This is a genomic window from Algoriphagus confluentis, from assembly GCF_036245625.1.
GTDB classification, from domain to species: domain Bacteria; phylum Bacteroidota; class Bacteroidia; order Cytophagales; family Cyclobacteriaceae; genus Algoriphagus; species Algoriphagus confluentis.
The window spans coordinates 354,883-368,960 of sequence record NZ_BTPD01000003.1 but is presented as its reverse complement, the minus strand read 5'-3'; the positions used below and the strand labels follow the sequence as shown (position 1 = coordinate 368,960).

The 14,078-nt window shown below is 45.1% G+C and carries 7 protein-coding genes; 6 read left to right on the top strand and 1 reads right to left on the bottom strand.

The window, feature by feature from the left end; all coding sequences use genetic code 11:
- Positions 1-11 precede the first annotated feature (11 nt).
- From AAA943_RS06345 to AAA943_RS06320, 6 genes are all read left to right on the top strand, one after another.
- On the top strand, positions 12-2,510 hold the full coding sequence (locus AAA943_RS06345; RefSeq protein WP_338223394.1) for an immunoglobulin-like domain-containing protein: 2,499 nt from the start codon (positions 12-14) through the stop codon (positions 2,508-2,510).
- An 81-nt stretch (positions 2,511-2,591) separates the two neighbouring features.
- A complete protein-coding gene (locus AAA943_RS06340) occupies positions 2,592-6,044 on the top strand; it encodes a hypothetical protein (protein ID WP_338223393.1) in 3,453 nt (1,150 codons plus the stop codon).
- 22 nt (positions 6,045-6,066) lie between these two features.
- On the top strand, positions 6,067-7,833 hold the full coding sequence (locus tag AAA943_RS06335; protein ID WP_338223392.1) for a glycoside hydrolase family 3 protein: 1,767 nt from the start codon (positions 6,067-6,069) through the stop codon (positions 7,831-7,833).
- Between the two features lie 12 nt (positions 7,834-7,845).
- Positions 7,846-9,114, top strand: a complete 1,269-nt coding sequence (locus AAA943_RS06330; RefSeq protein WP_338223391.1) for a glycoside hydrolase family 17 protein — start codon at positions 7,846-7,848, stop codon at positions 9,112-9,114.
- A 42-nt stretch (positions 9,115-9,156) separates the two neighbouring features.
- Complete coding sequence (locus tag AAA943_RS06325; RefSeq protein WP_338223390.1) at positions 9,157-11,502, top strand: MFS transporter; 2,346 nt, start codon at positions 9,157-9,159, stop codon at positions 11,500-11,502.
- 5 nt (positions 11,503-11,507) lie between these two features.
- Entirely contained in the window at positions 11,508-12,392 is an 885-nt protein-coding gene (locus tag AAA943_RS06320; RefSeq protein ID WP_338223389.1) for a glycoside hydrolase family 17 protein, read from the top strand.
- Between the two features lie 45 nt (positions 12,393-12,437).
- On the opposite strand, the gene AAA943_RS06315 is transcribed toward AAA943_RS06320, so the two are convergent.
- Positions 12,438-14,069, bottom strand: coding sequence for a M1 family metallopeptidase (locus AAA943_RS06315; protein ID WP_338223388.1), 1,632 nt, complete (start codon positions 14,067-14,069; stop codon positions 12,438-12,440).
- Between the last annotated feature and the right edge of the window lie 9 nt (positions 14,070-14,078).

The following is a 14,078-nucleotide window of genomic DNA, read 5'->3' as shown; positions in this document are numbered from 1 at the left end:
CCTAAATGAAAATGACTAGGAAATATAGAATCGATCTTTTACTAAGTTTTTTGGTACTCGGATCATTGATCTTCACTTTAGGCTGTACGGAAGATGAGTTAGTCATCCCGCCACCTACTGCAGGCTTTACTTATGCCATTGATTCAGAAACTGGTGGGATTGTTACATTCAATAATACCTCTGAGGATGCGGAAACTTTTCAGTGGGATTTTGGTGATGGCACGTTTTCTACTTTAAGTAATCCTCGGAAAATCTACATGGAGAGTGGAACCTATGATGTCAGTCTGGTCGCCACCAATGCAGGAGGTTCTGATGAAGACAAACAAACCATAACTATTGAGCTAAAAACTATCATAACTGACGAGGACCCTCCGGTGATTTCTCTCTTGGGAGAATCATCCATCGAACTTGAAATCGGAGAGGAATTTACTGATCCGGGAGCTACCGCAAATGATGAAGTGGACGGGGATGTTTCGGCAAATATTGTCGTGACCGGTGAGGTAAACCGCTTCCAGCCGGGCGAATATGTGCTAGCCTATAATGTGACCGATGCGGCAGGAAATGTGGCCGAAGAAGTGACCCGTACAGTAAAAGTCAACTATGATCAAGGCGTGCTGGTCAACGGTGACTTCGAAAACGGCACAACCGGTTGGATAGGCAATGGCCTTGAAGTCAGAGAAGAAGGAGGAAATTCCTTCTCATTTACCAATGTAACAACAGCGGGCAACCCATTTGATGTCAATATCAGTCAAGTATTGCCAATCAGAGCTGGAAACAAATACAGACTTTCTTTCAATGCGGTTACAGACCAAGCAGATGGAAGAACATTGCTGGCGGGAATTGGCTTGAATGAAGCCCCATTTACCAATGTCACTCAGGAATTTGAGCTAACGAATGAAATCCAGCGATTCAGCGCCGAGTTTACTGCCAATTTTGACAGTGACAATAGCCGGGTGATTTTTGATATGGGTGCCGATGTGGGTGTGGTTGTTTTGGACAACGTCTCCTTGGAGCTCCTTTCTCAGAGCATCACCGCGCTACCACTCGATTTTGAAAATGTAGAAGTTCAAACTACCGTTTTCAACGGTGCAGCCTTTGCAGTGGTCAATGACCCTACGAATGCCAACAACAAGGTGGGAAAAATCACCAACTCTGGGGCAGCATTTGAAGGCATGTTCTTTACGCTCTCTACACCGGTTAATTTCAATAATGGAAAAATAATCACTATGCGGTTCAACACGGCTACTGCTGGGGTTCCTGTATTGATGAAGTTTGAAAGCGGAACTGCTGACCCTGTAGAAATTTCTGTAGAGGCCACAGAGACTGGCTGGCAAGAACTTACTTTTGATTTTGGCAATGCTACGGGCACTTATTCCCAACTTACACTCTTTGTGGACGGACCTGGAACCGCTGCAGGGGATTTCTTTATCGATGATATTACCCAGTCTGATGGTGGTGGTTCTGGAGGTGTATCGGGTTGCGATGGACCGGCAGTAGCTGCAGTTGGCTTCCCAGTTACTTTTGAAACCTGCGAATCCTTCATCAGTACCTTCTTCGGCGAGGGTAGCTTGACGACAGAACTGGCTCCTAACCCATCCAAATCCGGAACCAACAATTCAGACAATTCACTAAAGGTCGTTAAGGCAGCCGGAACAAACCGTTGGGCTGGATTCCAAAATGCTTTTGCTGAAAACTTCAATACCAGCCAAACTTTGAAACTCAAGGTCTATTCCTCCAAGCCTGATGCGGTGATCAGATTTGAGTTGAATAGTGAGCCTCAGCCTCCAGGTTCCGGCAATCCTCCTCCACAGTTCCGAACTGTAGGACCGGCAAATACCTGGGTGGAACTGGAAGTGGTCTTCACCGACATTCCGGGCTCAAATACGGGCTTGAATCAATTGGTCATCAAGCCGGATAATCCTGAGGGTACAGATGGAACCTTGACCAGTACCACCGAAACCTACTATTTCGATGATATCCGATGGGAAGGAGCCGGTGGACCGGGCGGAACGAGTGAAGCGTTTTTCATTGATGAGTTCAATTCTGAAAATGCGCTTGAAAAATGGGCCCGCTTGGCCAATGCAGATAACAATCCAAACGCCACCGTGACCTACAGTGCTGATGGCGGAGTCGGAGGTTCGGGTGCCATTTTACTCACTTTGAACGATCCTGCTGGAGGAGCATACATTTTCAGGTACACCAATCCTACGGTTGACTATAAAGGCAATACCAATATCCGCGTAAGCTATGATGCCAAAGTGGTGACTCCTGTGACTGGTTCGGCCTTGCACATGCAAACTCAAGTACCAAATCCCGGAGGAGGTGTGATTACTACCAATACATTTGATACACAGAATTCGATCAATAACACCGCTTTTACCACGATTGTCCAAGATATCGATGCTATTGAACCTGCGGGTACTCTGTTTATCCTTGACTTCAATTTTGCTACTGGAGGAGGTGGCGCGGGTGCAGTTTTAATCGATAATGTGCGGATAGAAAAAAGGTAATAAGCTAATTATTCGATTTCATTGGCGAACCGGATTGCAAAGTCCGGTTCGCTTCTCATAAATTCAATTGATACCCAATTTATGCAACAAAGCAACAGTGTTTCTGATCCTTTTCAGCAGGATGTACTTGAGACAGTCACGATCAATTCTGAAAATTTTCTCAAAATCACCCATAGTGATCGGCTTCAACCATTTTTCATGAGTATCATCAGCCCTTCAAACCATTGGCTTTTTATTGGGAGCAATGGGGGAATCAGTGCTGGAAGAAAAGATCCTGAAAATGCCCTTTTCCCCTATTATACCGATGACAAAATCATCGAATCAGCTGAAATCACAGGATCCAAAACCATCATTCAGGTAAAGAAAGAAGGTAAACTTCAGATTTGGGAGCCTTTTTCCATTCACTTTGCCCATCAATACCGATTGAAAAGGAATCTTTACAAGAGTGTGTATGGGAACAAAATTCTGTTTGAGGAAGAGAATCTCGACCTCAACCTCAGCTTTCAATACCAATGGTCGAGCAGTGAGCAATTTGGGTTTGTAAAAACCAGTCGAATTATCAATACCTCTGAAAATCCGGTAAAAATCTCCTTTTTGGATGGGATCCAAAATATCATGCCACATGGCGTGGGCAGTGCCCTTCAAACTATGCGAAGCAATCTGGTGGATGCCTATAAACGAAACGAACTGGAACCGGAAAGCGGAATCGGGATATTTGCCCTTAGTGCGATTATTGTTGATAAAGCCGAACCTAGTGAAGCACTCAAAGCCAGTGTTGCTTGGTCTTTGGGATTGGAAAAACCAACTCGTCTCCTCTCCTCCTCCCAGTTGAACGCGTTCCGAAAAGGAGGAGCACTTCAGCAGGAAGTGGATGTCAAAGCTAAAAAAGGAGCCTATTTTGTGTCCTCGACATTAAATCTACAGGCCGGAGCGGAAAAGGAATGGATCATAGTAGCAGATATCAATCAGAATGTCTCTCAAATCCGAGCTTTGGCTCAAGCCATCAAAACTGACTCAGACCTGATTTCCAAAGTCAAAACTGATGTAGAGTTAGGCACCAAAGAGCTGATAAAGTTAAACGCAGCCTCGGATGCTTTTCAGCTTACAGCTGATTCACTCAAAGATATTCGCCACTTTGCCAATTCGATGTTTAACATCATGCGGGGCGGGATTTTTGACAATAATTACCTGATTGAAAAAGCAGACCTAAAAGGGAATATTCAAAATGCCAATCGGGAAGTGTATTCCCGTCACCATGGCAGCTTGGATGCCCTGCCTACGCAATTTCCCATAGCTACGGTAAAGCAACTCGCTCAGCAATCCCATGACGCGGATTTCAGACGACTCTGCTTGGAGTATTTACCGTTGAAATTCAGTCGAAGACACGGAGACCCAAGCCGGCCTTGGAATCATTTTTCGATCAATACCAAAAGTGAAGCCGATGGCTCCAAAGTCCTGGACTACGCCGGAAATTGGCGGGATATTTTCCAAAACTGGGAAGCCTTGGCCCTCTCCTATCCCGAGTTCATCGAAGGGATGATATTAAAGTTCCTAAATGCCTCAACATTTGATGGGTATAATCCCTACCGGATTACCAAAAACGGGATAGATTGGGAACGAATCGAGGCAGATGACCCATGGTCTTACATCGGCTATTGGGGAGATCATCAGATCATCTACCTGTTGAAATTCCTCGAATTTGCGGAGAATTACGCCCCCGGTAGATTGGCCCAGTACTTCAGCGAGGACATTTTTGTCTACGCGAATGTCCCTTACAAAATCAAACCGTATGAGGACATTCTGAAAAATCCCAAGGACACCATTGACTTTGACCATCACTTGGATCAAAAGATTCAGAAGCGTTGGTCCACCTTAGGTTCGGATGCTGCCTTGATCCAAAACCAAACCGGAGCCATTCATCAGGTCAACTTTTTGGAAAAAATCCTGGCCTCTGTACTGGCCAAAATCTCCAACTTCATTCCTGAAGGTGGTATCTGGATGAACACGCAACGGCCTGAATGGAACGATGCCAACAATGCCTTGGTAGGAAATGGCGTCTCCATGGTGACCTTGTACTATTTGAGGAGGTTTTTGAGCTTTTTCAGCGAAATACTTAAAGACAGTCCTGCCAAGGAGACTCAAGTCTCAGCCGAATTGATGGATTTTTTTCAGGAAACAGTCCAAGCGCTTCAATCCCACAGCCATTTGCTTGCAGGAAAATTTACCGATAAAGACCGAAAAAGAGTCTTGGACGAATTGGGAATGGCTGCTAGCCGATACCGTGCAAAAATCTACCAAAACTCCTTCAGCAGCGAGAAAAAGGAGCTTTCCACTCAGGTCTTGATTGACTTTTCAATTCTGGCCAATAGCTATCTCGAGCATACCATCGAAGCCAATAAGCGTGCAGATGAGCTGTATCATGCCTATAACTTGATGACGGTGGAGAATGAGGAGGAAGTTTCCATCTCCTATCTACCCGAAATGCTTGAAGGGCAAGTTGCCGCACTGAGCTCGGGATACCTGAGTTCGGAGCAGGTGTTGCAGACTTTGGATGCACTTCGGAGCAGCAAACTTTATCGGGAGGATCAAAACAGCTACCTGCTTTACCCGAATAAGGAATTGCCGGGATTTTTGGAGAGAAATACCATTCCAAAAGAAGACGTTCAACGATCAACCCTTTTGAAAAGCTTGCTAGAAAAAGGAAACAAAAGCATCATTGAACAGGATGTGGATGGAAATTTCCATTTCAACGGCAATTTCAAAAATGCCTCAGACCTGTCACGGGCCTTGGAAAATCTGGATTCTCGTGAGTTTTCAATTACCGATTCGGCTAAAAAGGAATCCCTTCAGATTTTTGAAAAAGTCTTCAATCATAAAGCTTTCACGGGTCGATCTGGTACTTTCTACGGCTATGAAGGATTGGGATCGATCTATTGGCACATGGTATCCAAGCTTCAGTTGGCCGTTTGGGAATGTTGCAAGAAAGCACATGAGGAAGGCGCTTCCCAAGAGATAGTATCCAGATTGGTGGATCACTATTACGAGATCAATGAGGGAATCGGCGTGCACAAGTCTCCGACGGTTTATGGGGCATTTTCAACAGACCCCTATTCTCACACTCCGATGGGAAAAGGGGCGCAACAGCCGGGTATGACTGGACAAGTCAAGGAAGACATCATTTCCCGATTTGGAGAGCTTGGGGTGGAAATTCGGGACGGAAAGCTTGCTTTTCAGCCTTTTATGCTGAAAAAGTCCGAGTTTTTGACCGAGGGCCAAGTTTTCAGCTATGTGAATGTAAAGGGTCAGTCGGTGAATTTTCCTGTTTTTGAAAATTCACTTTGCTTTACCTTTTGCCAAGTGCCTGTGGTCTATCAATTGTCCTCGAAAAATGAGATTGAAGTGAGCTTAGAAGGAAATATGAAGTCTGTTGTTGATGGATTGATACTGGATAAGGCGACAAGCGAAAAAATTTTCACCCGATCTGGCGCCGTCAAGAAGCTATTGGTTAACCTACATCAGGACTCAATTAACTAATTGATCGTTTTCTCAATTACTTATGGCAAAAAAATTTAACCTGGACTCTGAAATAGAGGAAAAAGTCGAGAAACTGATCAGTCAGATGACCTTGGAGGAGAAAATCGGTCAGATGTCTCAGGTCCGGCATTTTGATGATATCAACCCCGAGGATATCCAAACCAAATTCCTTGGTTCGGTGATTCATACCCAAGGTCCTGTGCCCGGAAATACGGCTGAGGAATGGCAGGCAAAATTCACCGAACTGCAAAAGCAAGCACTTTCCACTCGCCTGAAAATCCCACTTGTATTTGGAGTAGACGCAGTACATGGACAAAATACTTTCGAAGGGGCGACTATTTTCCCTCACAATATCGGTTTGGGAGCTTCTGGAAATGCCGATCTGGTGACCAAAGCTGCAGCGATCACAGCGATAGAATCCAAGGCCACGGGTTTTAATTGGGTTTTTTCTCCCTGTGTTGCTATTCCGATGAATGAAAAATGGGGACGGGTTTACGAAGCTTTTTCTGAAAGTACCGAACTCACCACCGAACTGACTCAAGCCTCGGTAATCGGCCATCAGGAGAAAATCGGAAATATGGGTGTCATGGCTACCGCCAAGCACTTCATTGGCGATGGAGCTACTGACTTCGGTGTGGAAGGAGGAAATACTTCCTTAAGTCAGGAAGAAGTGGTGGAGCGTTTACTCCCACCCTATCAAGCTGCTGTAGACTCAGGTGTGGCATCGATCATGGCATCCTTCAATACTCTAGATGGGCTCCCCATGCATGCGCACAAGGCCTTGATCACCGATTTGCTCAAAGTCCAACTCGGATTTGAAGGCATTGTCGTCTCAGATTGGAAAGCGTATTCCCGCTTTGGTCAAAATAACATCATCAATGCGGGCATCGATATGGTCATGGCTGTGGATGGTGATTTGGATGGGTTTCAGGAGGGAGTAAAAAATGGAGTTTTGGACGGAAGCATTGCCGAGGAGCGAATCAATGACGCGGTCAGAAGGATTTTGAAACAGAAATTCCGCTTTGGTCTCTTCGAAAATCCCTTTCCTGACAAAAGCCTGATCAATGCAATCGGGATTTCTGAACATCGGTCAGTAGCAAGGCAAGCTGTCCGAGAATCTCTGGTTCTTTTGAAAAATGAAAATCAGGCACTCCCCCTCAAGCGAACCTCCAAAATAGTCGTTGTGGGTGAGTTTGCGGATAATTCGGGCCTGCAATCCGGTGGCTGGACAGTCAACTGGCAGGGTACTACCGAAAATTACCAAGGCGCAACCACCATTTTGCAAGGCATCAAAAAGTTTGCACTGCATGAGGTAAAATACGATCCAGACGGAACAGCCGAAGTGGAGGATGTGGATGTGGCGGTCATCGTGGTCGGGGAAAAGCCCTATGCAGAGTTTTTCGGGGATATCGTAGGAGAAATGAACCTCTTTCAGCTCACGCTCACCGAAGCCCATCAGCAGCTGATTGAGACCTATTCTAAAAAAGGAATCAAAACCGTAGTGGTCCTTATATCCGGTAGGCCTTTAGTCGTTACGCCACAACTAGAGCAAAGTGACGCCTTTGTGGCAGCCTGGCTACCCGGGTCCGAAGGTGACGGAATTGCCGAAGTGCTATTTGGATTCTTTGATTTCAAAGGAAAGCTTCCCCATTCCTGGCCCAAATCCACATCAGATTACGAGGGGAAATTCGGCCCTAATCATTGGGATGCGTCCATTTCGCCCCTCTTTCCTCTTGGATTTGGATTGACTTATAAACCAGATAATCAAACCAATAGTCAATCTACCTAGACTATTCTTACCATGAAAAAATCCCATTTACAAGCACTAAGCATAGGAATAGCCGCCTGGGCAGCTTTTTCCTGTAATGAAAAATCAACAGAAGATCAATCAACTAACAGTAAAGAAGTGACAGCAAAAGAAATTTTAGGAAATCCCGAATACCAAGCCATATCCTATGAAGGCTATCGTGCCAAATCAAGAGAGATCCAACCCAGCATTGCCCAGCTAAAAGAGGATTTGAAAATTCTTTCTGCCATGAATATTAAGGTTCTGAGAACCTACAATGTCCAATTTGCGCATGCCTCCAATCTTTTAAAAGCGATCAGCGAGTTAAAATCTGAGGATAAATCCTTCGAAATGTATGTGATGCTGGGAGCTTGGATTGATTGTCAAAATGCATGGACAGATTTAGAGCCAAACCACGAGGTAGAGAGTGAGCAAAATGCCGGAGAAATAGACCGCGCAGTGGCTTTGGCCAATCAGTATCCGGACATTGTAAAAGTGCTAGCAGTAGGAAATGAAGCCATGGTCAAGTGGGCCACAAGCTATTTTGTTCAGCCTGCAGTAATTCTTAAATGGGTAAACCACCTTCAATCTCTCAAAAAAGAAGGAAAACTTCCCAAAGACCTTTGGATTACCAGTTCGGATGATTTCGCCTCTTGGGGTGGCGGGGATCCTCTTTACCATACGGAAGACCTCGCTAAACTGGCCAAAGCGGTAGATTATATATCCATGCATACTTATCCGTATCACAATTCCCACTACAACCCCAATTTCTGGAGAGTGCCAATAGAGGAATCGAAATGGTCGGAAATGGAAAAAGTCGACGCTGCGATGATTAGAGCAGTAGACTTTGCCAAATCTCAGTACGATTCAGTAAAAAATTACATGAAAAGCATTGGGGTGAATAAGCCTATCCATATTGGAGAAACTGGCTGGGCATCGGTTTCGGATGGTCTCTACGGACCGGAGGGCTCCCATGCCACAGATGAATACAAGCAAGCCCGCTACTACCAGCTCATGCGAGAATGGACCAATGAGGCCGGCATATCCTGTTTTTATTTCGAAGGATTCAATGAACCTTGGAAGGATGCCAACAATCCTATTGGCTCAGAAAACCATTTTGGCCTGTTCACCGAGACGGGTCAGGCAAAATATGTCCTTTGGGATATGGTCGATCAAGGAATCTTCAAGGACCTGACCCGCGATGGAAATCCAATCACCAAGACCTACGATGGAAACAAAGAAAGCATGCTAAAAACTGTTTTGGTCCCACCTGCAAATTATTAATCAACCTTTTTCCAAACCAATTAACCACCAAAACCCAAAACTATGTCAACCAAGACCACTAATGTGCCGATGGGGCAAAAGATAGCCTTCGGCGTGGGTATGTTAGCTAATCAAATGTTTCCTGCGTCCCTTGGAATTTTCATGGTGGTGCTCGTGCAAAATCTGGGCTTTCCCGGATGGATGTGGGGAATAGTGTACTTTCTCCCACGTGTGCTCGATGCTGTCACCGATCCGATCATGGGCTTTATTTCTGATAACACCAAATCCGTCTGGGGAAGACGTAGACAATATGTTTTCCTAGGTGCCATCGTGATGGGTGTGACCTTCTCCGTCATGTGGCAGCTGTACGGAGAAAATAGCGTGAATTACAACTTCATCTATTTCCTTTTGGGCTCCTTCGCCTTCTACATCGGTCTGACCATATTCAGTGTACCCTATGTGGCCATGGGCTATGAGATGAGTGAGGATTTCCATGAGCGAACTCAGATCATGGCCATCGCACAGTGGATTGGGCAGTGGGCTTGGGTAATTGCTCCTTGGTTTTGGGTGATCATGTATGATCCAAGTTGGTTTCCAAACCCAGAATCTGCGACCCGGACATTAGCCATCTGGGTAGGAGTCATTTTTGCGATTTGTGCGATGGTGCCAGCTATTTTCATTAAAAGTAAATCAACTTTGAATGAAAACTTTTCACCTCTCACTTTCAACGCCATCGGAGATAGTGTTTCCCAGATAGTCAGAGGGTTCAAAGAGGCTTTCTCCTCGACTCCGTTCCGAAAGCTTTGTATCTCTACCTTCTTCATCTTCAACGCATTCAATACAGTAGCAGGATTTGTATTCTTCATTGTAGTATGGCACCTATTTAATGGAGATGCGGGAGCGGCGGGCTATTGGACTCCGATTTTCGGAAGTGTGGGCGCATTGGTGACCACATTTATTGTAATTCCGATTGTGGCCAGGATGTCCAGAAAGATTGGAAAGAAAAATGCCTTCATGGTCTCTCAAGGAATCGCTTTACTTGGTTATACCTCTCTTTGGTTCCTTTTTGTACCAGGAAAGCCTTGGATGTTCATTTTCTCCCTTCCTTTCCACTCTTTTGGAATCGGTAGTCTTTTCGTCCTGATGATGTCAATGACTGCGGATGTGATTGACTTGGATGAGCTGAATTACGGAGTACGTCGTGAAGGCGTTTTTGGGGCGATCTATTGGTACATGGTCAAGTTTGGTTTTGCAATAGCCGGCGGTTTAAGCGGGGTGATTTTGACTGTAGTCGGGTTTGACGGCAATGCTGCTGTTCAGCCGGAAGGAGCAGTTACTGGACTGAGAATGTTTTTTTCCGGTCTGCCCATGTTAGGAACCATCATAGCCATGTATCTCATGCATGACTACGATGTAGATGAAGCCCGAGCAAATGAAATACGCGCTGAACTTCAAAAACGCAAGGCTGAAAAGCTCAGCCCCAAACCGGTTTATACGTCCTATCAGGAAGGAAAATCCATCACCTTGGCAGATGCTGATAAGCAGGCAGTATCCGCTTTGCAAAGCAGGTTTGCAGGAAAATCAAAAGCTGAAATCAAATCCATCTTTGCTCAGACCTTAGATCAAGGGCTCCACGGGCTTTGTTTTAGTCCGTATCTCGAAGGTCAAAATATCGGAGATACGCTATCGGCAGAACAAATTCGACGTCGGATGGATATCATCTCTCCCTATACGCAGTGGGTTCGCTCCTTCTCTTGTACGGATGGCAATGAATTGATTCCGAATATCGCCAAAGAAAAAGGCTTGAAAACCATGGTGGGTGCCTGGCTGGGAACGGACAAGGCCAAAAATGAGGCAGAAATCGAGCAACTCATCCATCTGGGCAAGCAAGGTCTGGTAGATATCGCAGTGGTAGGAAATGAAGTACTCCTTCGTGGCGAACTCAGCGAAAAAGAGGTGCTGGATTATCTTCTTCGGGTCAAGAAATCCCTTCCAAAAGTCCCTGTAAGCTATGTAGATACCTACTACCAGCTTTCTCAACGACCTCAAATCGTGGAAGCTTGCGATGTGGTACTAGCCAACTGCTATCCATTCTGGGAAGGTTGCAACGTCGAAGAAGCACCGATCTATCTTCAGAAAATGTATCAAACCGCAAAAGGTGTAGCTCAGGGCAAGGAAGTCATTATCACCGAGACGGGCTGGCCAGACTCCGGTGAAAGTATGCATTCGGCGACTCCTTCTCCAGAAAACGCCATGAAATACCTCATCGCATCTAACGAATGGGCTAAAAGAGAAAAAATTGCTTTATTCACCTTCTCGTGTTTTGATGAACCATGGAAGGTACATCACGAAGGTGAAGTGGGCCAAAGCTGGGGAATTTGGGATAAAAACGAAAACTTAAAATACTAATACCTATGTCATTTAATGCTGACAAAATTTTGGCACTTGCAGGGAAAAATCTGCAGGGATTATCTTACGAAGAACTGGCGGAATCTTTTAGAGAGGTACTTCAGGAGGGAATGCACGGAATATGCATCAGTCCGTATGAAGAAGGTCAAAAACCCGGAGACACGCTTACAGAAAACCAAATTCGGAGAAGGCTGGAAATTCTCCGTCCTTATACTCAATGGATTCGCTCCTTTTCCTGTACGGAAGGAAATGAATTAATCCCTGTCATTGCCAAAGAAATGGGAATGAAGACGCTGGTCGGAGCCTGGTTGGGAAAAGATGACGAAATCAATCAGGCTGAGGTGAAAGGCCTGATCAAACTGGCCAATGAAGGCTATGTGGACATCGCTGCCGTGGGTAATGAAGTGATGTATCGTAAAGATCTCAGTGAGGACGAATTGCTTAATTTTATGCACCAGGTAAAAGAAGCGCTTCCAAAAATCCCGGTTGGCTACGTGGATGCTTACTATGAGTTTGAAAAACGACCAAGAATCACGGAATCATGTGATGTGATTTTAGCCAATTGCTATCCGTATTGGGAAGGTTGTGCCATGGAATATTCTCTATTGTATATCAAAGACATGTACCAAAGGGCAAAAAGAGCCGGAAATGGCAAGCCTGTGATCATCACCGAGACAGGTTGGCCAAGCCAAGGTACGCCGCTTTACGGAGCTGTACCTTCTGATGAGAACTTCATGAAATACTTCATCAATATCCAAACCTGGTCCAAGCTGGATGATATCCCGGTATTTTACTTCTCCTCATTTGATGAATCCTGGAAAGTCGGTGCCGAAGGAGATGTCGGAGCCTATTGGGGGATTTGGGATAAGGATGAGCAGTTAAAGTATTGAGTTAGATTAGCATTAAAAAAAGGGCCGCGGGGCCCTTTTTTTGCTTTATCTCATTTTTTCTACTCCAACGTAATAATCCGAATCCACTTTCAAATCACTTTCACTTTTGACTTTAAGCTGACTCCAGCTTGCTTTTGGCTGAATTCGAACTTTTTCTCCTCCAATTTCCACATCTAACGGCATGGTAAATGAAGGCAAACAGGAAATCCATCGGTAATTAAGCGTCTGGTTATCTGAGTAGTAATATTCTAATACCGGAATTCGCTCGTCTCTTAAATACTGGTCAAAAATGGGTTTAAGATCCATTCCAAAGGCCTGAGAAATATAGCTTTCCACTTGCTGTGTGGTCACAGTCTGATGGTAAAACTCCTGATTTAAGCCTCTCAGAATCTGTCTCCACTTTTCGTCATCGCTAAGAATTTCCCGCAGCATGTTGAGTAGGTTACCTCCCTTGTAGTACATATCTCCTGAACCCCGCTGATTGACTCCGTAGGTCCCGATGATGGGGCGGTCATTAGCAATGTTCATCCGGGTACCTCGGACATATTCCTGACCGGCTTCTTTTCCGTAGTGATAGTCCAAAAAGAGGCTTTCTGAGTAGTTGGTAAAGCTTTCGTGGATCCACATGTCGGCCACATCCTTGTAGGTAATGTTATTGGCAAACCACTCATGCCCAGCCTCGTGGATGATGATAAAGTCAAATTTTAAGCCCCAACCCGTGCCGCTTAGATCTCTTCCTCTGTAGCCCATTTGGTAGCCATTGCCATAAGTGACTGAACTCTGATGCTCCATGCCTAAGTAAGGTGCATCGACAAGTTTAAACCCATCTTCATAGAAGGGATACGGCCCAAACCAATGCTCAAAGGCTTCCATCATTCGACGCGCATCTTTGAAATGGACTTTGGCTTTTTCGAGATTTTCCCTGAGAACAAAGTAATCCATGTCCAGCGTGCCTTTTTCTCCCTCGAATTTTTCGCCAAAATGAACATAGTCCCCGATGTTGATATTCACCCCATAATCATTGATGGGATTGACCACAGACCAATGATAGGTATTTTTACCCTCGCCGATTTCGATTTCTATCAATCGGCCATTAGACACGTCCATCAAGCCATCAGGCACGGTGACACTGATCATCAGACTGTCCACTTCATCTGCAGGATGATCTTTGAGCGGCCACCAGATACTTGACCCAATTCCTTGATTGGATGATGCGATAAAGGGTTTTCCATTGCTGTCCTTGGTCCAAGTAATTCCCCCATCCCAAGGAGGACGAATTGCTTCTTTGGGTTGCCCTTCGTACGAAACAATCAGCTCTTCAACTGATCCTGGAACCTGCTTTTTCTTCAAAGAGACGAAATGAGCAGCTCCTTCTCGTTTAAAATCCAGGTTTTCTCCAGCTTGAACAATGGAGGTGATTTTCAATGGTTCCTGTAGGTCAAGTTGTAAAACCTGGGATTCAGTCAAAACCTTGTATCGAATTGTATTTGAACCCTTTATAGATTTGATTTCCGGGAAAATTTCTACTGCCAAATGATAATAATTCAAATCCCACCAAGCTCGTTCGGGAGTGATACTTCCCCGTAGTGTATCCGCTCGGGTGAAGGATTTTTGAGAGTAGCTTGGATTTATAGCCAGTAAAACAAAAAGGATTACTAGAGCAATTAAGCGAATCATAAATAAGAT